A 21,484-nucleotide genomic window follows, 5' to 3' on the forward strand; every position below is an offset into this window, starting at 1 on the left:
GATTTCACGGGCTGCTGGATTGTACTCTCCGGAAGCCGCGGCGTCCGCTCCGGCGTGCGCTCGGATGGGCGCCTCGGCGGTTTGCTGGCTGACGGGATGCTGGTTGACGGCCAGGGGTCCGCTGAACAGGCGGCGGATCACCGTGTAGAACACGGGGGTGAAGATCAGGCCGAAGACCGTGACCCCCAGCATTCCCGTGAACACCGCAGTGCCCAGCGATTGGCGCATTTCCGCCCCCGCCCCCTGCGCGATCATCAGCGGCACGACGCCCAGGATGAAGGCGAAGGACGTCATCAGGATCGGGCGAAGCCGGGTGCGCGCCGCCGCGACCGCGGCCTCGAACCGGTCCTTGCCCTCGAACAGCTCGTTCTGGCGCGCGAACTCGACGATGAGGATGGCGTTCTTGGCGGCCAGCCCGACCAGCACGACGAACCCCACCTGCGCCAGGATGTCGACCGCCAGCCCGCGCATCAGCAGGCCGGTCACCGAGGCCAGCAGGCACATCGGCACGATCAGGATGACCGACAGCGGCATCGCCCAGCTCTCATACTGCGCGGCCAGCACCAGAAAGACGAAGACGACGGACAGCCCGAACACCAACAGGCCGGTGTTGCCCGCGGCCTTCTCCTGGTAGGCCAGTTCGGTCCATTCGAAACCGAAACCGTCCGGCAATGTTTCCGCCGCGGCCTTCTCCATCGCCGCCAGCGCGTATCCGGTGGAGAAGCCGGGCAGGGTGTTCCCCTGGAGTTCCGCCGCCGGATACAGGTTGTAGCGGGCGACGCGGTAGGGGCCGGTGATGTCCCGGAACTCCGCCACCGCGCCGATCGGGACCATGTCACCCTGCGCGTTGCGGGTCTTCAGGTTGGCGATGTCGCGCGGAGTCTGGCGGAACCGCCCATCGGCCTGCGCGGTGACCCGGTAGGTGCGGCCCAGCAGGTTGAACTCGTTGACGAAGGAGGAGCCGACATAGATCTGCAGCGCCTCGAACACCTGATCCGCCGTGACGCCCAGCATTTCCGCGCGCTGGCGGTCGATGTCGGCGAAGACCTTCGGCGTCTTGGTGTTGAACAGCGAGAACACGCCGACGAGGCCCGGAATTTGGTTCGCCGCGGCGGACAGCTCGTTCACCGCCTCCTCCAGCGCGGGCAGGCCGCGGCCCCGCCTGTCCTCGACCATCATCTTGAAGCCGCCGGAGTTGCCGATGCCACGCACGGGCGGCGGCGGGATGGTGATGATGAAGGCGTCTTCGATGGTCCCCAGCCGGGTCCTCAGATCGCCCAGCACGGACTCGGCGGTCTGGCTCTTCGGAATGCGCTCCTCGAACGGGGCGAGGGTCACGAAGATCGCTCCCGCGTTCGGCGCGTTGGTGAAGGTGGCTCCGTCAAGCCCGGCGAAGGGCACGGCGTGGATCACGCCCGGCGTCTTCAGCAGCGTGTCCACCGCGGTGCGCACCACCTCGTCCGTGCGGGCCAGCGACGAGCCGGGAGGCAACTGCACCACCGTGATGAGATAGCCCTGGTCCTGATTCGGGATGAACCCGGTCGGCGCCCGGGTGAACTGCCAAGCCGTCAGGGCGAGCAGCACGCCATACACCGACAGCACGATCACCGGCAGCCGCACCAGCCGCCCGGTCAGTCCGGCATAGCCGTCGGAAAGCCGGTCGAAACCCCGGTTGAAGCCGCGGAAGAAGGCGTGGACCGGGCGCGTCAGCGGCGACGGCTTGGGCGGGTGCTCCTCGTGCGGCTTGAACAGCAGCGCGCACAGCGCCGGGCTGAGGGTCAGCGACACCAGGCAGGAAATCACCGTGGCGGTCGCGATGGTCACCGCGAACTGGCGGAAGAACTGGCCGGAGATGCCGCTGACCAGGGCCGCCGGGATGAACACGGCGGTGAGCACCAAAGCGATGGCGATCAGGGCGCCGCCGACCTCGTTCATCGTCTCGTGCGCGGCGTCCTTGGGCTTCATGCCCTGACGGATGAACCGCTCCACATTCTCCACCACGACGATGGCGTCGTCCACGACGATGCCGATCGCCAGCACCAGCCCGAACAGCGACAGCGTGTTCAGCGAGTACCCCAGCGCCGCCAGGACCGCGAAGGTGCCGATCAGCGAGACGGGAATCGCGGCGATCGGCACGATGGACGCGCGCCACGTCTGGAGGAACAGGATGACGACGACGACGACCAGCGCCACGGCCTCGAAGATCGTCTTGTAGACCTCCTCCACCGACTGCGCGATGAACTCCGTCGGGTTGTAGACCACGTCGTAGCGCATCCCGCTCGGGAAGCCCCTGGAGAGATCCGCCATGGTCGCCAGGATGCGGTCGGCGGTCTCCAGCGCGTTGGAGCCCGGCCTCTGGAAGATGACCAGCGGCACGGCCTGCTGACGGTCCAGATAGGCGTTCAGGTTGTAGTCCAGCGCCCCCAGCTCGACGCGGGCCACGTCACGCAGGCGGGTGACCGCGGCCCCGTCGGTCTTGACGATGATGTTGCCGAACTCCCGCGCGTCGGTCAGGCGGCCCAGCGTCTCGACGTTGAGCTGGAAGGCGCCGGGAGCCGGCACGGGCGGCTGGTTGATGACGCCGCCCGACACCTGGACGTTCTGCGCCTGGATCGCCCGCACCACGTCGCCGGCGGTCAGGCCGCGCGCCGCCGCCCGGTCGGGGTCGAGCCAGACGCGCATGGAATAGTCGCGGGCGCCGAACACCTGGACGTCGCCCACCCCGTCCTGACGCGCCAGCACGTCCTTGATCTGCAACAGCGCGTAGTTCGACATGTAGAGCTGGTCGCGCGATCCGTCCGGCGAGTTCAGATGGATCACCATCAGCATGTCGGGCGAGTTCTTGCGCACGGTCACGCCGATGCGCCGCACCTCCTCCGGCAGGCGGGGCTCCGCCACGGCAAGGCGGTTCTGCACCAGCACCTGCGCGGTGTCCAGATCGGTGCCCAGCCGGAAGGTGATGGTCAGTTGGAGGCGCCCGTCGCTGGTGGCCTGCGCGGCCATGTAGAGCATGTTCTCGACGCCGTTGATCTCCTGCTCGATGGGAGCGGACACGGTGTCGGCGACCACCTGCGCCGAAGCGCCGGGATAGGTCGCGTTGACCACGATGGTCGGCGGTGCGATCTCCGGATATTGCGCGACCGGCAGGGTCAGATAGGCGAAGACCCCGATCAGGGTGATGAAGATGGACAGCACCGCCGCGAAGATCGGCCGGTTGATGAAGAAGTGCGAGATGGTCATGGCCCCGGCTCCGCTCAACCGGCGGGCGGCTTCGGTGGCTCGATCCGTCCGGCTTGCGGCGTCACCTTGGCGCCCGGCCGCGCCCGGACGAGGCCGTTGATGATGACCTTGTCCGCCTCGTCCAGCCCGGAGCGCACGACGCGCAGCCCGTCCTCGATCGGGCCGAGGCGCACGGGCTTGGGCACCACCGTTCCGTCATCGGCAACCGTCAGGACGATCTTGTTGGCCTGGTCGCTGACCACGGCCTGATCGGGGATCAGCGTGGCGGTGTAGCGCTCGGACCCCGGCAGGCGCAGGCGCCCGAACTGGCCGGGCGTCAGCAGAAGCGACGGGTTGGGGAAGACGGCGCGGGCGCGGATGGTGCCGGCGCCGGGGCTCACCTGATTGTCGACGAAGTTGAGCGTGCCCTTCAGGGTCCAGGTCTGTTCGTCGAACAGGCGGCCTTCGACCTCGATGCCGCCGTCGCGTTGCGACCTCAACGCGCCGCGCGCCGCCGCCCGCTGGTAGGCGAGGTAGTCGGATTCGCTCATATCGAAGGTGAAATAGATCGGATCGAGCGAGACGATGGTGGTCAGCAGCGTCGCCGTGCCGCTGTCCCCGCCGGAGATGAGGTTGCCGACGCTGACCTCGCGCCGGCTGATGCGTCCGGCGATCGGGGCGGTGATGCGGGTGAAGTCCACGTTCAGCTCCGCCGTGCGGACGGCGGCCTTCGCCACCTCGACCCCGGCGGCGTCGACGCGGACCTGCTGCTGGCGCTCGTCGAAGACGCTGGCCGCGACGTTGTCGCTGCGCCGCAGTTCCGACGCACGGGCGAGTTGCCGGTTCGACAGTTCCAGCCTGGCTTCGGCCTGCTGCTGCTCCGCCCGCGCCGAAGCCAGTGCCGCCTCGAACGGACGCGGGTCGATGACGAACAGGGGATCGCCCTGCTTGACGAGCTGGCCGTCCTGGAATGCGATGGAGTCGAGATAGCCGCTGACCCGCGCCCGGATTTCCACGAAGTCCACCGCCTGGAACTGGCCGGTGAACTCGTCCCATTCGACGATCTCCTTGCGCAGCGGCGGGCTGACGGTCACCGGCGGCGGGGCGTTCTGGGCAGTCTGGGCGGTCTCGGCGGCACGGGCGCCGTCACCGGGCGGACCGGCCATCCACAGGCCGCCGATCGCCGCGATCACGGCCAGGAGCGCCGCCAGAGCGGCTTTCATCCGGCTGGCGGATGCGGTCCCGCCCGTCGCTGCTCCTGTCATGACCGTCTCCGCTCCCGTTGCCGGCGCAGGGATGGTTGCATGGATCGGCAGAGTTCCACAGGACGCGAAGGTTGCAGCCGTCAGCCTCTATAAAGAGGGTGTGGTGCAGCCTCTTCGTGTGGACGCGCAATGATGGCGGTCGGCATCGCTGGATGCTACGTAGCCTGATATTCGGGCGTTCCGTCCGACCGTTCAGTCCCGATGTTCTCTCGCTACGCCGGAAAAGGCCAAAAACGCTTCGGTCGCATCGATCATCACCTGCGGGAAGAAGGCGACGCGTCCGGCAAGCGGACCTTCGCTGATCGGCGTGGGGCAAGGGAGCGCACGCGGCAAAGGGGGCGGTTTGCCGGGGTCCCGTTCGTCGGCGCGTGGGGGCTCGTAGAAATGGAGGGCAAGCTGGCCGTCGGGTTCGACGGCGTAGGGGAGACCGGGCTCGGTCCGGCGCTCGGCACCCGGAAGGACATATTGGTCGCCCTGGGCGGTCCTTTCCGTCAACGGCATCCAAGACACCCACTTGCCAGTTAAAGCCCTGCTCAACCTATCAGATTGCAGCCGATCCGCTCCAGGGAATATGGCTGAGGGCGCCGATGGAGATATGCATCGGCGTTGAGCGCCGCCGGAACCTGTTGAAAGCAAGTTCGCATCGTATTGGACACTTGATCATGGGCAGCCCGATTGTGTCGGCGTGACCGAATCGGAACCGCCATGGGCGCTGGCGTCTCCATCGGATGGCTCCCGATGGCTCTGGACGACCTGTCGCGCGCTCGCCGTCGTTGCTGGCATCGCGCTGGTGCTTTCGGGCCGCTTGCCTTCCGGCGCGGTTGAGCAAAGTCGAGTTGAGGGTAAAATCTCGCAGAGATCCGGTGTCCAACCCGACAGGGTGTTGGGAAGGAAAGGCGGGTTACTTTTTATCATCCACTGTCAAAAAAAATGACGCCAAAAATGAATGGCATATGCATAATAATTCCAGAAGTTATCGGACCGCATGTATAATTGATGTGGAAACAACGCTGTTGAAAACAGTAGTTACCAATCCGCGGATAGGGGTGCGCGTTTCGGTTCATTGCTTCGCCCGCCCGGATGCCGAGAAGATGAAGGAGGCGCCATGATCCGCTCCCAAGTGGCGGTGCCTCCGGCCACGGACGGTCACGACGATTCGGTCAGCGTCATGCTGAGCTACAGCCCGGCACCGGACCGGGCCGCCGAGTTCCGCGCCGAACTGTCGCGGGCGCTCGCGGCGCTTCGCAGAGCGCCCGGCTGCCGTGCCGTGATGGTGCTCGGGCCGCCGCCGGGAATGCCCGGAACGGTCTGCCTGGTGGCCCAGTTCGATGGAGCGGCGTGCTGGCGGCGATGGCACGATGGCGCCGAATGGACGGGCTGGGCCGCCCACCTGTCCACGCTGGCCGGTGCTCCCGCCATCCAGGAACACCACGGTCAGGGCTCCGGGCTCGTCCTGCCGCACCTCCGCCGCGGAGAACCGCCGCCACGCGCGAAGATGGCGGTCGTAATGTGGGTCAGCGTGTATCCCACCATCACGGCGCTGCTGTGGCTCTTGTGGCCGCTGGTCGAGGGATTGCCTTTGCCGCTGCGCACCCTGACGCTGTCCGTCGTCATGGTGCCCCTGATGGTCTGGTTCATCGTGCCGTGGGTGACCGCGTGTCTCGGCCCCTGGCTGAGGACGGCGGGACGCCAGCCGAGAAGAGGTTCCCAATGATGGGTTTCGATCAGGTGCTGCTTCTGGCGAGCGCGTGCTTCGTCGCGATGGCCAGTCCCGGTCCGGGCGTCTTCGCCGTGGTGTCGCGGTCGATGGCCATCGGCTCCCGGCGGACCATGGGCTTCATCGGTGGAATGGTCCTGGGCGACCTCGTCCTGCTGGGCCTCGCAATGTCCGGCTTGGCGGCGGTCGCGACGGTCCTGGGCGATGTTTTCCAGATCCTCACCTATCTTGCCGCCGCATACCTGATCCATCTGGGCGTCGGCTGCTGGCGCCATGCAACCAACGCGGCCTCGCTGCCGTCGCCGTCGCCGTCGCCGTCGAACGCACGCGGGTTCGTCGGTGGATTCGCCATCACGCTGTCGAACCCGAAGACCATCCTTTTCTACATGGCCTTCCTGCCGGCCTTCGTCGATCTGTCCCATTTGACGCTGCCGGACACGGTGCTGGTGGCGCTTGTCGTCGGCGGTGTCCTGTTCGGGGTCATGACGACCTATTCGGTTGCGTCGGCAACGGCACGGGCGCTGTTCCGCAGCCCGCGGGCGCTGATGATCCTGAACCGCACCGCCGCGTGCCTGATGGTCGCAACCGGGCTTTTCATCGCCTTTCGGTGAGGCCCAGGACGGGCGGCCTGTCGAAGCCCTGCACATCCGAATGGAAACCGGTCATGAGTGAGCGGATAAAATATCTTCTCGATGAGACGCAGATTCCCAAGTGCTGGTACAATCCGGCTGCGGACCTGCCTGCGATGCCCCCGGCGCTTCACCCCGGAACGGGGCGACCGGTCACGCCGGACGATCTGGCCCCGATCATGCCCCCGGCGCTCATCGCCCAGGAATTGAGCACTGAGCGCGCGATCGAGATTCCCGAACCCGTACGCCAAGCCTATGCCCGGTGGCGCCCGTCGCCGATGTTCCGCGCCAGGGGACTGGAGCGGGCGCTGCGGACGCCGGCGCGGATCTACTACAAGTACGAAGGGGCAAGCCCGACGGGCAGCCACAAGCCGAACACCGCCATCGCCCAAGCCTTCTACAACAAGGAGGCCGGCATCGCGCGGCTGGTCACGGAAACCGGGGCGGGGCAGTGGGGATCGTCGCTGGCCTTCGCGGGCGCGATGTTCGGCCTGGACGTCAAGGTCTACATGGTCAAGGTCACTTACCATCAGAAGCCCTATCCCAAGTCCCTGATGGAGACCTACGGGGCTGTCTGCGTGCCCAGCCCGAGCCGGGAAACCGCCGCCGGACGCGCCATACTCGCCGAGGACCCGGAGTGCAGCGGCAGCCTCGGCATCGCGACGTCGGAGGCCGTCGAGGTGGCCATCGGAGACCCCCGGACCAACTATGCCGGCGGCAGCGTGCTGAACCACGTCGTCATGCACCAGACGGTCATCGGGCAGGAAGCCCTGTTGCAGATGGACATGGCAGGGGACTGGCCGGACATCGTGATCGGGTGCGCGGGCGGCGGCAGCAATCTGGGCGGCCTGTCCTTCCCCTTCATCGGCGAATCCCTGCGCAAGGGCCGCAAGGTGCGCGTCGTCGCGGCGGAGCCCGCGTCCTGTCCGACCCTGACCCAGGGCCGCCGCGCCTATGATTACGGCGATACCGCCGGCCTGACCCCGTGCCTGATGATGCACACGCTCGGTCACAGTTTCGTGCCGCCACCGCTGCACGCCGGCGGGCTGCGGTACCACGGCATCGCGCCACTGGTCAGTCACGCTCTGGCGCATGGCCTGATGGAGGCGGTGGCGGTCCCCCAGACGAGCTGCTTTGCCGCCGGAGTCCAGTTCGCCCGGTCGGAGGGCATCGTGCCGGCGCCGGAATCGACGCACGCCATCCAGGTCGCCATCGCCGAGGCTCTGCGCTGCCGCGAAGAGGGCCGCGCCGAAACGATCCTGTTCTGCCTGTCGGGGCATGGCCTGTTCGACCTGCCGGCCTACACGCGCCACCTCACCGGGCAACTGCACGACGAGGCGTGCGATCAGGAGAGGCTGGACCGCTCGCTTGCCAGGCTTCCGGCCTTCGCGAAGGCGTAACACCGCTCGACAAATGGCAAGGCCCGGCGCATTCCGAAGGATGCGCCGGGCCATTGGCGTTGCGGTGACCGGTTACGGGTACGCGCAGTCCTCCGCCCGCGCCGCGGCGACGGCTTCAGCCACCAGAGAGCCTGTGCGGAACCGGTCGCGTGTTCCGAACAGGTTCGGATGCGCCTTGCGCAGTCCTTCAATGACGGAATCATAGGGAAAGTCATCGAAATCGCCGTGGACGCGGATGAACTCCATGAACTTGTGGCCATTGTCGTCGTAGGGGTGATGCAGGCTGTCCTGCGTCCCGTCGAAGTCCAACGGCTTCATGCGGTAGAGCTGGCAGAGCTTCTTGTTGAAAACCGGCGTGGCCTTGACCCAGCGCCCCTCGATGAACACCGAGACGAGGCAGTGATAGTGGAAGACGTCGCCGCCGACGAACCGGCGCAGGCGGTCGGACGTGAGGTGATTGCGCACGTCCGTCAGCACGAGCCGGCTCGGGATGCCGACCGACCGGACGGCGGCGGCGTAGACGATGGACTTGTGGATGCACAACCCGCTGCCCGCGGCGATGATGGCGCTGGCCTGCAGGCCGGTGCGGGACAGGTCGGCGCCGTAGATTTCGTACAGGATGGTGTCGCGCACCGCGTAGTAGAGGCGGGTTGCCTTTTCGACCGCCGAAAGCCCGTCCCGGGGCAGCGCCTGCTCCACGAAACGGCGCACCGGAGGCGACTCGTAGTCGAGAAAGCCGGTCGGCCGGAGCGAATCTTCGAGCACCATACTCTTCTCCCTGTCAGCGATGCGGCGCGAAGGCGCCCGGCAGGGTGACCGTCACGGTCGTCCCCTGGTCCACCTTGCTGCGAATGGTAAGTTTGCCGTCGTGGCCCTTGCTGATCGTGTCGCACAGATACAGCCCCAACCCGTATCCGCCCGACTTGCGCTGGCGTGATTCGTCCAGCCGCCAGAACGGCTCGGTCATGTAGGGGATCTGCGATTCCGGTATGCCGACGCCCTCGTCGGCGACCGACAGGACCAGCGTGTCCGGGCTGTTCGCCGGTTGGGTCACGGTGACCGTGATCGGACGGTCCCGCCCATAGCGGATCGCGTTGGAAATCAGATTCTTCAGCAGAAGCCCGACGCTGAAGCCGTCGGCATGGAAAGTGTCGTTGGCGGTGTCCAGCACCAGCGTCAGCTTGTCGTAGTATTCGCGGAATTCATCGACGATGTCGCAGAAGAAGGCTTCGACGTCGATTTCCTCCCTTTTGATCTTGCCTTCGCGGGACTGCAACCGCTCGGTCTGGAGAATGGTGTCGAGGATTTCCTCAAGGCTGTTGATGTCGCGGGAAATTTCCCGGCGCAGATCGGGATCGGCGACCAGTTCCTTGCGCACCTTCAGCCGGGCCAGCGGTGTGCGGACCTCGTGCGGGATGGCCAGCAGCATGTGCCGGCGGGCCGCGTTCACATGGTCGAGGCGCTGGAGCATGCCGTTGAAGCTGTTGGCGAGATCGCGGAACTCGCCATAGGTCTTCTCCAGCGGCACCCGGAAGGACAGGTTGCCGTCGTCCACGTTCTTGACCACCCGCTTGAACTCCGAGAAGGGCGCGGTCAGGTAGCGGATCGCGATGATGTTGAGGATCAGGACCGCCGCAACGGTGGCGACGACCAGTCCGACCAGCGCCAGCGCCTGGGTGGACAGCGCGCGGCCGAACTGGGGCAGCACCACCAGCATGTTCCCGTGGATCGCCGCAGCCATGTAGCGGTCGTGGAAGACGGTGATGGCCACCCCGTCGGGGTCCTTGCGGATGCCATCCAGAAGCGTGTCGAAGGGCAGGCCGGCGCTGGCCGGCAGGCGGTCCAGGGGAAAGACCTCGAACCGCGCCCCGTCCAGCCTGACCTGGCTCAGCTCCTCCGGAGGGAAGCTGTTGACGACGTAGCTGAACAAGGTCTTCGACAGGTAGCGCCGGGGATGCTCGTCGGCGACCCGCTGCAGGGACGAGACCGAGACGAGCGCCACGACGATCGTCGATACCAACGTGTTCAGCAGCAAAAGCGCGAACACGGAATAGGAGGTCATCTTGCGAAACACGTCGCGCTCCGGGGTCAGTCCGCCTGCGGTGTCTGGTCGGGCGGGGGGGAGGCCATCCTCATGCCGATCAGGCTGTAGCCGCGCCCGCGCACGGTCCGGATGAAGTCGGCCTTGGGGTTGACGTTGCGCAGTTTGTGCCGCAACCGGTAGACGATGGCGTCGATGCTGCGCGTGCAGATGCGGCTGATGCCCTGGAGCGAATAGATCAGGTCGTCACGGGTGAAGACCTGTCCCGGCTCCCTGGACAGGAACAGCAGCAACTCATACTCCATGGAGGTCAGCACGACGTTCCGGCGGCCGACATGAACCCGCACCTTCAACGGGTCGATGACGAGATACGTGTCGTCGAGCTGGAAACACATCATCTCCTCGCTCTCGGGTTCCTCCGCCGGAGCCGGCTGGCTGCGTTCCCAGAACCGCCGCCGAACGGCGTGGACGCGGGCGACCAGCTCGCGCGGTTCGAACGGCTTGGTGACGTAGTCGTCCGCTCCCGTCTCCAGCCCGACGACGAGGTCGGTCAGGTCGGTCCGCGCGGTCAGCATGATGATCGGAATGCCCTTGAAGGTATCCGACGACATCCGGATCTGCCGGCACAACTCGAAGCCGTTGGTGTTGGGCAGCATCACGTCGAGCAGAAGCAGGTCGTAGCTTTCCTGCCGCAACCGCTGGAGCCCTTCCTCGGGCGTGTGCGCCGCGTCGATGTCGATGCTGTAGGTCTTGAGCACCGGCTGCATCGCGCGCGCCAGCTCGCTGTCGTCGTCGATCACCAGCACTTTCATGTTCGGCTCCCTTTCCGCCTGCGAATGCGGGACTTGCGAATCGCGCGCAACGACAGGTTAGCAATGTTCACAGAATGCAAACTAGAATGTATATGAAAGGGATACCCTGCAACCGTAATCACTTGGCAGGCTTCCGAACACGCTTTTCTCCGGTCCCGCCGCCGTGAAGACGGTGAACCTCATACGTCCATTGACCAGAACCTTCACGTCCACATCGGCCTGGACCAGGGCGCTGCCGTCCTGGGGCGACACGAAGGCGATCGCACCGACGTCCACGTCTGTGACCACTTCCTTGTAGGAGAAGCGGAGGAACAGCTCGTGCCGGGTCAGCGGTTCCTGAAGCCGCACCGCCGTGCCGCGGACCGCCCACAGCGGCCCCGACCGCGCGGCACCCGACAGGCCGGCGTCGAACCACGCATCCACCTCGCCCTTCGACAGGCCGGCCTGGTTGTAATGGTATTCCGCCGTCAGGCTGACGTCCTTGTTGCCGACGGCCTCCAGGGGAAGCGACCAGGTGGCGCCCACCGCCGCCTGATTCAGCAGCCGGCGTCCGTCCTTCGCTCCCAGCCGGTCGGCGACGGAGCGGGGCAGCGGGACCAGCCGCCGGCTTTCGTCCACCAGGGAACGGCGGCGCTGGGCGAACCATTCGGCGAAGAGGACGAGGGTTTCCGACACGGCGCCGCTGGCCTCGGCGCCCAGCCCCGGCTGATCCGGCTCGTAGAAGGCGTTCAGCGTGGTCGACAGGTTCTGCGATCCCAGCGGCGTCAGCTTGGCGTAGACGGCGCTTTGCCCGTTCGTGCGGTCCAGCCCCTGCCCGAAGAAGCTGCGGTCGGACAGCCACGTGTCCGTGCCGCCCGCCACCGGCACACGGTAGCCGGTCACCAGGACGGCCTTTTCGTTGTGCCAGACCCCTTGCAGAACGACGGTCCCCAGCCGGTCCTCCCGCCGGTCCACCGTGTCGAAGCTGTCGGCGACGACGAGGCTGTCGGCCTTGAACCAGTCGGTCGGGTTGAAGCCGGTCGCCACGCCGTTGCGCACGTTGATGCGCCCCGCTTCGACCGTCAGCCAGTCGGCCGCCCTCACGTCCACGGCCAGTTCCTGCACGTCGAGGTGGCTGTCAGGGCCGAAGCGGTAGTCCTCGCCACCCGTCGCCTGCGTGCGCAGGCGCAGGTTGGCCAGAAGACCGATGCGTTCGCTCGCCGAATGATGCCCGAACATCCGGAGGTCGAAGCGCTGGGCCCAGTCCGGTCCCTTTTGACCGGCTGGCACAACCGGGTCGCGGTGGCCGTTCAGCGACAGGATGGTGCCGGCCTGGAGCTGGAAGGGCAGCAGCGACCGGCCGGGCGCCTCCGGTCCGGGCGGAAGCCCCGCCGCGGGCCGCTCTCCCGCTCCGGCTGAGCCGGGGGGCAGTTCGGGAAGGGGAAGATCGGGCGGCAGGTCGGGGACGCCCGTCTGCGCCCCCGCCCCCTGCACGGACCCGATCAGGACCAAGGCAACGGACGCCGCCGCGAAACGGCGCAGGCTGTCGTGGAGGCACGGCATGTCACTGTTTCCGGAAATGCGGCAACCAACTGTTGGAGAACCAGGATGGCGGCAGATCCTGGGGGCGGTAGTTGGACATCTTCATCACCGTGACCTTCTTTGGGTCGAAGCCGTCGGCGATGATCACCTCGGTCGGCCGGGTTTCGCCCAGGACCGGTTCCCAGCCCCGGTACCACGCCACCTTCAGCAAGCGCCCGCTCTGTGCGAAGAACTGGCCCTTGAGGGGCCGGTGGTTGGTGCGGTCCACCCACAGGGTGATCGCGTGGTAGGGCGTGATGTCGCTTTGCGAAACCAGATTCAGGCGGTAGGCGGGGCGGCTTTTGCGGTCGCCGTCCGTCACCTCCTCCTCTCCCGCCAGTTCCACCGCGTAGTCGAGCGCGAAGTTGGCGGTGACCACGTCGCCGTTGGATGCGTTGCCGACCAGCCGCTGGCGCGGGGACAGGCGCACGCTGGCCTTCGAAGCCGGGTCGTAGAACCACAGGATGTTGCCATTGCGCAGCAGCAGCTTGCCGTCGTCGCGCACCGGCTGGTTGATGTGCACCAGCGACAGGAACTGTCCGGTTTCCGTCTCCTTGCGGGAATGGGTGGTGACCAGGGTGCTGTCGGTCTGTTGGCTGTTCTCGTAGGCGGTCAGCGCGACGTCCACGACGAAGGACATTTGCGGATTGCGGATGGCGTCGGCCTTGGCGAGAATTTCCACCGCCCTGAGGTCTGCGGCTTTGAGGTCCGCGGCCTTGAGATCGGGGGCGGCGAGAATGCTGGACACGGCCGCCAGGAGCGCCAGCACCAGACCGGCGCGCGTTGGATTGATGGGCTTCATGGGGCACCCTCCCTCACGCGTGATGAAGGGCTTGGACGATCGGGATGCGGACCGCCTTGGAGGCGGGCAGGATCGACGCCGCCACGGTGACCAGCGCCAGGAACCCGGCGGTGCCGCCGATCAGCAGCAGGTTGTCCGCCACCATCAGCTTGATGGTCAGGGGCGCGGCGTTGCTGGGCGGGGTCCACTGGATGCCGGCACCGTTCAGCAGCTTGGCAAGCACCACGCCCAGAACCAGGGCCAGCGTCGCGCCGCAAAGGCCCAAAAGAAAGCTTTCGGCCAGGAACTGGCGGAACACGTCGGCGCGGTGGAAGCCCAGCGCCCGCACGGTACCGACCTCGTTGATGCGCTCCATCACGTTCATGGTGACCGTGTTGACGATCGTGAAGACGATCACCACCGCCAGGACCAGCGACACCACGACGAAGATGAAGGAGAACATCGCGAAGACGCGGTTGAAGGTGGGATCGACCTCGTTGAAGGCCAGGACCTCCATATCCAGACCCTTGGCGGCGAGCGCCCGGGCGATCAGTGGCTTTGTGGCCTGGACCGTGCCCGGATCGTGCAACTGCACCAGAACGACGGTGGCCCGCCGGGCGTCGCCGTACAGCAGCTTGCGCGCCTGTTCGAAGGGCAGCATGACCAGAGCGTTGTCCACCGCACGGGACGCCTGGGTCTGGGCGGCGTTTACGAAGACGCTGACGATGTTGGGTGCTCCGCCCGAACTGGCCGCCAGCAGATCGAGGCGCGGGCGCGCGTCCTTGTCCTGGACGCCCGGAAGGTCGGCGGCCACCAGGTCGGAGAAGTCCGCGCCCTTCGCGGCGGCGGAACGGACGCGCGACGGCGGGTCCTTGCATTCGGCGATGCGCAGTTCGTCGCACAGGCCGATCATCCGGGCCATGCCGACGCCGACGATCGCGCCTTCCGGATCGTCGTCGCGCAGCGGCGCGTCGCCCTGGCGGATGCCCAGGCTCCAGCCATCCCACCGGCGCATGCTGTTGTAATCGGAAGGAACGACGCCTTTGCCGATGAAGGTCTTGCTGTTGTCCTCGCGCTGGTTGCCGGCGATGCCGCCCAGCGACACTTGCGGCGTGATGACCGCGATCTTGCCGCGCAGTTCGGGCGCGGCCATGATCGTGTCGATCACCATCGGATAGCTGTCGATGGTGTAGGCGTCGGGATCGGCGGCGCCGTAGTCCTGATGGCCGCGCTTGAAGATCTGGATATGGCCCTGCTCCTGCACGATGGAGGTTTGCAGGCCGAACCAGATCGACGTGACGAAACCGCCGAACAGCAGGATGGCCAGACCGCTGACACCGATGGCGAACACCGTCATCAGGGAGCGTCGGCTGTTCCGGAACAGGTTGCGGGTAGCGATTTGCCAGATCATGACAGCCTCTCCGTATGGTCGATCTGCCCGTCCACGATGCGCAGGAGACTGCCGGAGCCGTTGATCAGGTCGATGTCGTGCGTGCAGAGGACGAAGGTCGTCTTGAGATCGTCCTGCATGCGCTGCATCAGTTCCACGATCTCGCCCGTCGTCCGGCTGTCCAGATTGGCGGTCGGCTCGTCGGCGACGATGATGCTGGGTTCTCCGGCCAACGCGCGGGCGATGGCCACGCGCTGGCGCTGGCCGCCGCTCAGTTCGCCGGGGCGGCGTTTCATGAGGTCGCCCAGTCCGACCGCCTGCAGGTAATTCTCGGCGCGTTCGCGGCGCTCGCGCGGCGACAGCCCCCGTCGCAGCAGGATGTACTCGACGTTCTCCAGCGCGTTCAGCACGGGGATCAGGTTGAAGTTCTGGAAAATGTAGCCGATGTGCCGCAGCCGGAAGTCGGCGGCGGCGGAGTCCGACAGTTCGCAGACCCGCGTCCCGAGGATCGTGACCGACCCGCTGTCGGGCCGGTCGATCACCCCCAGAAGATTGAGGAAGGTCGTCTTCCCGCTGCCCGACGGACCGAAGATGTAGCTGGTCTGGCCCTTCGGAATGCGGCAACTGATGTTGCGCAAGGCCTGGAATTGGACGCGTCCGGTCGTATAGGACTTCGACACGCCCGAGAACTCGGCAACGCATTCTTCCGCATTCGGCGTCTCGGTCGGACCGGCGTCCTTCAGACCGGCGCTTTTCAGGAACCGGCTGTTCTGCTCGACCGCTGTGCTGTATGGCCTGCTCTTTTCAAGAGAAACTTTGCGTGGCATGAGTCTGATCCGGCTTCAATGTTTCGGATTTCCCCTGCCATCCATTAAATCACCAAAGCGTGTATTATGGTGTTTTGTTGTGTGACGATTTATTATTTTAAGTGCGCATGTATGTGCGTTCCTGTCACAGACTCGGCGCCGTTACAAGCCGAGCATTTTCGCAATGCGGCTCCGCTGTATTTCCGAGGTGCCGGAATATATCGTCCCCGCCGTGGCGTTGCGCATGTCCTTTTCCAGCCCGTACTCGGTCATGTAGCCGTTGCCGCCGAAAATCTGCACGGCGCTCGCCGCCGAGGCGAAGTTGCTTTCGCTCGCCAGCAACTTGGCTACGGCGATGTCCACCGTGACGTTTCCGTTGGCCAGGAAGCGTTGCGCCGTTCCGTACAGCCAGTTGCGGGCCGTTTCCATGCCGATCTTCATGTCCACGATCTTGTTGGCGACCGACTGGAACGACCCGATGGGCTGGTTGAATTGGCGGCGCGACCGGGCGTATTCGACGCAGCGCTCCAGCCGGTGCTGCATCTCGCCCACATTTATGACGAACGAACACAGGATTTCCCACTTCATGACGTAATCGAGGATGGAGAAACCCAGGCCGGGCTTGCCGATCACATCGGCCGCCGGAATTCGGCAATCGTCGAAGAACAGCTCGCACAGCGGTGAATTCCGCAGCCCCATCTTCTCGATGGGTTGGCCCACGGTCAGACCGGGGGTGCCGCGTTCCACCACGAAGGCGGTGACGCCCCAGGCGCCGAGCGCGGGGTTGGTCCGCGCGTAGACGACGAACTGTTCCGCCACCGGGCCGTTGCTGACGAAGGTCTTGCTGCCGTTCAGCACATAATGGTCGCCATCCGCCACGGCCTTGGTGCGCATGCTCATGGCGTCGGAACCGCTTCCGGGCTCCGTGATGGCGTGCGCGCCGATGGCCGCGCCGTCGCAGATGCGCGGCAGAAACCGTTCCTTCAGCGCGCGCGAGCCGAAGCGCTGGATGGGGATGCCCGCGCTGACGATGTGCGTGGACACCGAGAAATTGAGTCCGCCGTTGCGGCAGCCATAGCCCAAATTCTCCAGCACGCCCATGGTGGTCAGCAAATCCTGCCCCATGCCGCCCCATTCCTCGTCGAAGGGCAGGCGCAGGATGCCGGACTGCCGGATCAGGTCCCATTTTTCCCAGGCGAAGCCGCCCCGCCGGTCGAGATCGATGTGGTCGGCGCTGAGGTCGGCGTGCCAGCGCGTGAAGGCTTCCTGGAAACCGCGCTGCTCGTCGTTCCATTCGATCATGGCTGTTCTCCGCATGATGCCCCGGCCCGCCGCGTGGCCGGGCCGGGGCATGGGGTGCCTTTCGATCGCCAATGGGCAATCAGTAGTGAGAGGACTGGCCGTCGCCCAGATTGTGGCGTTCGTCGCCCTTCAGGGCCGGCGTGAACATGCACACCAGACGCATATCCACCTCCGGGTCGCCGATGAGGTAGTGCGCGTCGTGCTTGTCGAGGGCGTACATGACGCCCGGCTCTATGGGGTGCACCTTTCCATCCATCGTCTCGACCGCACCCCGGCCCTCGATGCAATAGCAGGCTTCGAGATGGCGCTTGTACTCCAGCAGCGACCGGGTGCCGGCGCGCACGATCGTGTCGGTCAGCGAATAGCCCATGCCGTCGGACTCCAGAAGAAAACGGCGGCTGAGACCGGCGCCCCACTCGACCGTCTTCACATCGGAAAGATGGCGCACAATCATGACAATCCCCTTTGTTTGTTATCAGAGTTGAATGACGTCACAGAAAAAGTGACAAACGGGATCATTGTTCGACAGTATCGATGCCGTTCTTCTGAATGAGCGGGGATCGGCGGGAGAGAATCCGACCGGATCGCTTTCGTCGAAGGCGATGGAAAGCGCGGCGGTGTCCGGCACCGGGCGGGGCAGATGCCCGCCGAGCCGGACCAGCACCTCGCGCGACGCCGGGATCACGCCGGGCTTGGGGCCGGCCTCCCGGCGGCTGGCGCGGCAGAGTTGCAGGAAGCATTCCGCCAGATAGACCGGCCTGTAGAACCCGCCATGCGCCGCCGCCAGGGCCGAAGCGCCCCGTCCGGCGGCGGCCAGGGGGCGGTGCTCCCCGTCCCGCGGCTCGCCCAGGAACACGTTCTCGGGGCGCAGCTTCCGCACGGCGGCCAGCGGCACCGGGGTGAAGGGCGGCCCGGCGACGGGGGCTCCGCCCGTGTCCGGCTGCCGGACGGTCCCATGGCCGGCGAACTCGGCGCAGGTCTTGCCCCGTTGCGACAGGATGCAGCGATGCGAGCCGTCCGGCCCTTCTTCCGTCACCCGGATGTCGAGCGGCGTGTGAAGCGCCGCCAGGGCGCGGAACGTCACCTCGAACCGGTCGAACCACAAGCCCTCCGCGCCGTGCGGAGCCGCCGCGCGTTCCACGGCGGCGGTGGCGATGTCCAGAAGAAGCAGCCCCGGCAGATGGCCGAGCGGGTGGTCGAAATAGAAGGGGTGGCCGGGGTCGGGAACGGCGCGAAGACCGTCCACGCCGTCGGGAAACTCCAGCCGGTAGGCCGGAAGGACGGCATCGTCGAGCGGGCTGGTCATGACATCGGCTCCGGTTGAACGGCGGGGATGGATGGCCGTAAAGCCTCGACCCAGGCGACCGCTTCGGCCACCGCATCGCGCCCGCCGGCCTGCGCCGCTTCCATCAGGGCGACGAAGGCGCTGCCCACGATGGCGGCGTCGGCTCCGGCCAAGCGCAGCGCGTCCAGATGCGCCCGCTCCTTCACGCCGAACCCGACCGCGACGGGCGCGCGTCCGGCATTGCGCAGCCGCCCGATGACGGGGGCCAGGGCCGCGAATCCCTGCGGCGGTGTGGTGCCCGTCCGGCCGTAGTGCGCGACCAGATAGAGGTATGCGGTGGCGCGCCGCGCCGCCTCGTCCATCACGGCGGAGGTGGAGGAGGCGTAGCAGGAGGTGACCAGCGGCAGGCCGATCCGCCCCGCCTCCTCGGAAAGGGCGGGGCCGAGCCGGGGCGGAAGCCCGTGCACCAGCACGGCGTCGGCGCCCGTGCCGGAAACCCGGCGGAGGAAGTCCGGCAGTGGCTGGTGCCGGACCGTATGGCGCCAGTCGGCAAGCAGCGCGATCTTCAGGTGGCGCAATTGCGGACGCAGCCGCGCCACGACGGACAGCACGCCGTCCAGGTCGGTGCCGTTGGCGAGCGCGCGGTCGGCGGAGCGGCGGATCAGCGGCCCGTCGCTGACGGAGTCCGGAAAGGGAACGGCCAGCTCCAGACAGTCCACCCGCGCCGCATCCAGCGCCCGCAGCATCGGCTCCAGAATCCCCAGCGGCGGATCGCCGGCGTTCAGGAAGAGGACGAGTCCGATGCCCCCCACCGGGCGGGCGGTGAAGAAGCCGGTCATGACGGCACCGCCGCTTCCCGCCCGGTCCCCGTTTGCCCGTCCTCCGCGGGTTCGGGATAGTCGTGGAGACGGTGATAGCTGCCGGCCTCTCCGGTCAGTCGCCGGACCGCCGCCATGGCGGATTGGAGGCAGCCTTCCATGTTGTGGCCGTACAGATAGTCCCCGGCTAGCGCCAGCCCCTGCACCTCGTCCAGCGCCGACAGCAGGCGCCGCCGCGAATCCGAATAGTGGAAGCCATAGGCGCACAGCCCGCCGAGATGCCGCTGCACATGCGCGTGACGCCGCCGTCCGCGGATGGGATGGACGCGGCGGAAGGCGTCCTCGGCGATGGACAGCAGCCGGTCGTCGTCCAGCGTCAGCAACGGGCGCGCCCGCCGCCCGGACAGGGTGAAGCGGACCGAATGGCGCTTGTGCATCCGGTTGGCCGAGCAATGGCCCAGCGGGCTCGCCGGATCGAACATGATGGAGTTCATGTCCGGCGTGAAGACGTCCTCGTCATAGTCTGCGTTGATCAGCGCCAGCGGGTGGTAGGGAATGGACGCCACGGCGTGCGCCGCCTCGCTGCCCAGTTCCAAAAAGAAGGGCACGCGGTGCAGGGGTGTGGCGACCACCACCCGAGCGGCGGGAAAGCGGAAGGGCGTGTCGCCGCAACGCCCCTCCACCGCGGCCACGCGGCCATTGCGGACGGCGATGCGGGTCACGCGGTGCCCGGTGCGGACGTCGGTTCCCTGGGCCAGATGATCGAACAGGGCCGCCGTCGTCTCCGGCAGCGAATGATGGCTGCCCTTGCCGAAGGAGGACAGCAGCAGCAGCAGCGTGGCGAAGGAGAACTCATCCGGTTCGGCCGCGCCCATGATGATGGTGAACATGCGCAACGGACCTTCGGCGAGGGCTGCCGGGACGTGCCCGGTCACCGGGCGGGTGTCGTAACGGTCCTCGTAACGGCGGATGGCGTCGCCGAAATAGGTCAGATCGGCCCGTTCCCGGGCCGTCCGCTTCAGCAGGCCGTTGAAGCGCAGGACGCCGCGCAGGCCGATGCTGCGGATCATGTTCAGGCCGTTGGTCAGCGTGGCCTTCTTGTCGAATCCGTGCAGCCGGCCGCGGATGACGATGTGGAAATTGGGATGCTGGCGGTCGAAGCGCTGCGAATGGAAGCCGCGCAGGATGCCGTTGAACAGCGTCCAGTCGGACGCGAAGTTCTTGCCGCCGGTTTCGAACCATTCCCCGTCGCGGCAGACCGCGCCGGCCCGCCCGCCCAGGCCGTCGGACTCCTCCAGCACCACGGGCGTCAGGCCGTGCAGCCGGGCGAAGTGCGCGGCACCCAGGCCGGCGATACCGCCCCCGACGATGTAGACCACGTCATCCATGAACCGTTCTCCTCAAGGGCGTGGCTTCTCCGGGGCCATGAGCGTTCTTGCGGATCGCCTCGACGAGGCGCCGGGCGTCGCCCCGCACCACCGCCGCGCGGGCGAGGCGGAGGCCGTCCTCCCAATCGCCGGTGACGCCGCCCGCCAGCGCCAGCGCGGCGGCGTTCAGGCACACGGTGTCGATGGCCGCCGCCGGAGCGTCCCCGGCGAGGACGGCCAGCGCATGCGGCACGATGCCGGTGCCGTCCGCCGCGGGCCGCAGGTCCTCCAGCGTGCCCCCGGCCAGCCCGAGCGCGCCGGGCGACAACTCGATCGTGTCCGTCCCGGCGGTGCCGTCCGCGCCGTCCCGCGTGACGGTGTTGGGGGCGATGCCGAGCAGCTCGTCCGCGCCGAGGCTGTTCACACAGAACCAGAAGCGGCGCTCCGGAAAGCCCGCCGCCAACGCCCGGAAGGTGGGAAGCAGCGCCGGATCGGACAGGCCGGTGAGTTGGACCGCCACCGGCGCGTCGGCGAGGAACGGACCCAGCAGGTTGAGGGCACGTCCCAGCCGTTTCATGTCCAGCGGCAGGACGGCCTTGGCCAGCAGCGTCAGCTCCCGCGGATAGACGTACGGGCCGGCGAAGGCGATGCCGAACCGGTCCACCATCTCCGCCGTCATGGCGGGCGAGGTGGTCAGCGGCACCCCCAGCCGGTTCAGCAGGTCGATGGAGCCGCACCGGCTGGAGTAGGCGCGCGATCCGGTCTTGACGACCCGCACGCCCAGCGCGGCGGCGACGAAGGCCGCCGCCGTGGAGATGTTGAAGGTGGATGGGCCGCCACCGGTACCGACGATGTTCACCGCGCGGGCGGGCGTTTCCCGAAGCGTCTCCCCGCCCCGCCGTTCCCACAGCGAGGCGAGGAAGGCCGCCAGCGTGTCGGCGTCCGGCAGCCGCGTCGAAAGGGAGGCCAGCACCGCGGCGGCCTCCGCCGCCGTCACTTCGCGGGCGTGCAGCCGGTCCCACAGGTCCCGCCACGGCGTGACGGAAACCGGCCGTTCCCGGAGCAGCAGGGCGCCGACGAGGTCGCTCATCG

18 protein-coding genes and 1 pseudogene are annotated in these 21,484 nt (G+C 67.1%); 3 read left to right on the forward strand and 16 right to left on the reverse strand.

All coding sequences use genetic code 11. The features are described from left to right. Positions 1-93 precede the first annotated feature (93 nt). The 3 genes and pseudogenes from DS843_RS12215 to DS843_RS12225 all read right to left on the reverse strand — a co-directional run. Positions 94-3,240: pseudogene (locus DS843_RS12215) on the reverse strand (efflux RND transporter permease subunit); the annotation flags it as partial. A gap of 14 nt (positions 3,241-3,254) precedes the next feature. Continuing rightward, positions 3,255-4,484 carry an efflux RND transporter periplasmic adaptor subunit gene (locus DS843_RS12220; protein WP_149469167.1) on the reverse strand — a complete coding sequence of 410 codons (1,230 nt, stop codon included), beginning with the start codon at positions 4,482-4,484 and terminating at the stop codon, positions 3,255-3,257. 192 nt (positions 4,485-4,676) lie between these two features. After that, a complete protein-coding gene (locus tag DS843_RS12225) occupies positions 4,677-4,985 on the reverse strand; it encodes a hypothetical protein (RefSeq protein WP_149469168.1) in 309 nt (102 codons plus the stop codon). A 604-nt stretch (positions 4,986-5,589) separates the two neighbouring features. Between DS843_RS12225 and DS843_RS12230 the strand changes: the two genes are divergently transcribed. The 3 genes from DS843_RS12230 to DS843_RS12240 are packed head-to-tail and all read left to right on the forward strand — an operon-like array spanning position 5,590 to position 8,230. Further along, entirely contained in the window at positions 5,590-6,198 is a 609-nt protein-coding gene (locus DS843_RS12230; RefSeq protein WP_149469169.1) for an antibiotic biosynthesis monooxygenase, read from the forward strand. Continuing rightward, the gene (locus DS843_RS12235) at positions 6,195-6,812 is read left to right on the forward strand and encodes a LysE family translocator (protein ID WP_286192066.1); all 618 of its coding nucleotides are present in this window, start codon (positions 6,195-6,197) and stop codon (positions 6,810-6,812) included. The genes DS843_RS12230 and DS843_RS12235 overlap by 4 nt, the downstream gene beginning before the upstream one ends. Positions 6,813-6,865: 53 nt before the next feature. Continuing rightward, a complete protein-coding gene (locus DS843_RS12240; RefSeq protein WP_149469170.1) occupies positions 6,866-8,230 on the forward strand; it encodes a TrpB-like pyridoxal phosphate-dependent enzyme in 1,365 nt (454 codons plus the stop codon). A gap of 72 nt (positions 8,231-8,302) precedes the next feature. Here the strand turns inward: DS843_RS12240 and DS843_RS12245 are convergent, their stop codons facing one another. From DS843_RS12245 to DS843_RS12305, 13 genes are all read right to left on the reverse strand, one after another. Then, positions 8,303-8,998 (reverse strand): transglutaminase-like domain-containing protein, encoded by a 696-nt coding sequence (locus tag DS843_RS12245; RefSeq protein ID WP_149469171.1) that lies wholly within the window; start codon positions 8,996-8,998, stop codon positions 8,303-8,305. Between the two features lie 13 nt (positions 8,999-9,011). Continuing rightward, on the reverse strand, positions 9,012-10,304 hold the full coding sequence (locus DS843_RS12250; protein ID WP_149469172.1) for a sensor histidine kinase: 1,293 nt from the start codon (positions 10,302-10,304) through the stop codon (positions 9,012-9,014). A gap of 14 nt (positions 10,305-10,318) precedes the next feature. Then, the gene (locus DS843_RS12255) at positions 10,319-11,083 is read right to left on the reverse strand and encodes a response regulator transcription factor (RefSeq protein ID WP_149469173.1); all 765 of its coding nucleotides are present in this window, start codon (positions 11,081-11,083) and stop codon (positions 10,319-10,321) included. Positions 11,084-11,164: 81 nt separating this feature from the next. Next, entirely contained in the window at positions 11,165-12,625 is a 1,461-nt protein-coding gene (locus tag DS843_RS12260) for a hypothetical protein (protein ID WP_149469174.1), read from the reverse strand. Between the two features lies 1 nt (position 12,626). Next, a complete protein-coding gene (locus tag DS843_RS12265) occupies positions 12,627-13,445 on the reverse strand; it encodes an outer membrane lipoprotein-sorting protein (RefSeq protein WP_149469175.1) in 819 nt (272 codons plus the stop codon). A 13-nt stretch (positions 13,446-13,458) separates the two neighbouring features. Then, positions 13,459-14,835 (reverse strand): ABC transporter permease, encoded by a 1,377-nt coding sequence (locus tag DS843_RS12270; RefSeq protein ID WP_149469176.1) that lies wholly within the window; start codon positions 14,833-14,835, stop codon positions 13,459-13,461. Then, positions 14,832-15,641 carry an ABC transporter ATP-binding protein gene (locus tag DS843_RS12275; protein ID WP_149469177.1) on the reverse strand — a complete coding sequence of 270 codons (810 nt, stop codon included), beginning with the start codon at positions 15,639-15,641 and terminating at the stop codon, positions 14,832-14,834. Before DS843_RS12275 ends, DS843_RS12270 begins: the two co-directional genes overlap by 4 nt. A 141-nt stretch (positions 15,642-15,782) precedes the next feature. Continuing rightward, the gene (locus tag DS843_RS12280) at positions 15,783-16,922 is read right to left on the reverse strand and encodes an acyl-CoA dehydrogenase family protein (protein ID WP_149469178.1); all 1,140 of its coding nucleotides are present in this window, start codon (positions 16,920-16,922) and stop codon (positions 15,783-15,785) included. A 79-nt stretch (positions 16,923-17,001) separates the two neighbouring features. Then, positions 17,002-17,376, reverse strand: coding sequence for an ectoine synthase (locus tag DS843_RS12285; protein WP_149469179.1), 375 nt, complete (start codon positions 17,374-17,376; stop codon positions 17,002-17,004). 21 nt (positions 17,377-17,397) lie between these two features. Further along, a complete protein-coding gene (locus DS843_RS12290) occupies positions 17,398-18,228 on the reverse strand; it encodes an AfsA-related hotdog domain-containing protein (protein ID WP_149469180.1) in 831 nt (276 codons plus the stop codon). Next, complete coding sequence (trpA, locus tag DS843_RS12295; RefSeq protein WP_149469181.1) at positions 18,225-19,046, reverse strand: tryptophan synthase subunit alpha; 822 nt, start codon at positions 19,044-19,046, stop codon at positions 18,225-18,227. Before trpA ends, DS843_RS12290 begins: the two co-directional genes overlap by 4 nt. After that, positions 19,043-20,413 (reverse strand): FAD-dependent oxidoreductase, encoded by a 1,371-nt coding sequence (locus DS843_RS12300; protein ID WP_149469182.1) that lies wholly within the window; start codon positions 20,411-20,413, stop codon positions 19,043-19,045. The genes trpA and DS843_RS12300 overlap by 4 nt, the downstream gene beginning before the upstream one ends. Next, a complete protein-coding gene (locus DS843_RS12305; RefSeq protein WP_149469183.1) occupies positions 20,406-21,482 on the reverse strand; it encodes an anthranilate phosphoribosyltransferase in 1,077 nt (358 codons plus the stop codon). Before DS843_RS12305 ends, DS843_RS12300 begins: the two co-directional genes overlap by 8 nt. Between the last annotated feature and the right edge of the window lie 2 nt (positions 21,483-21,484).

The organism is Roseomonas genomospecies 6, assembly GCF_008365375.1.
GTDB lineage: Bacteria > Pseudomonadota > Alphaproteobacteria > Azospirillales > Azospirillaceae > Azospirillum.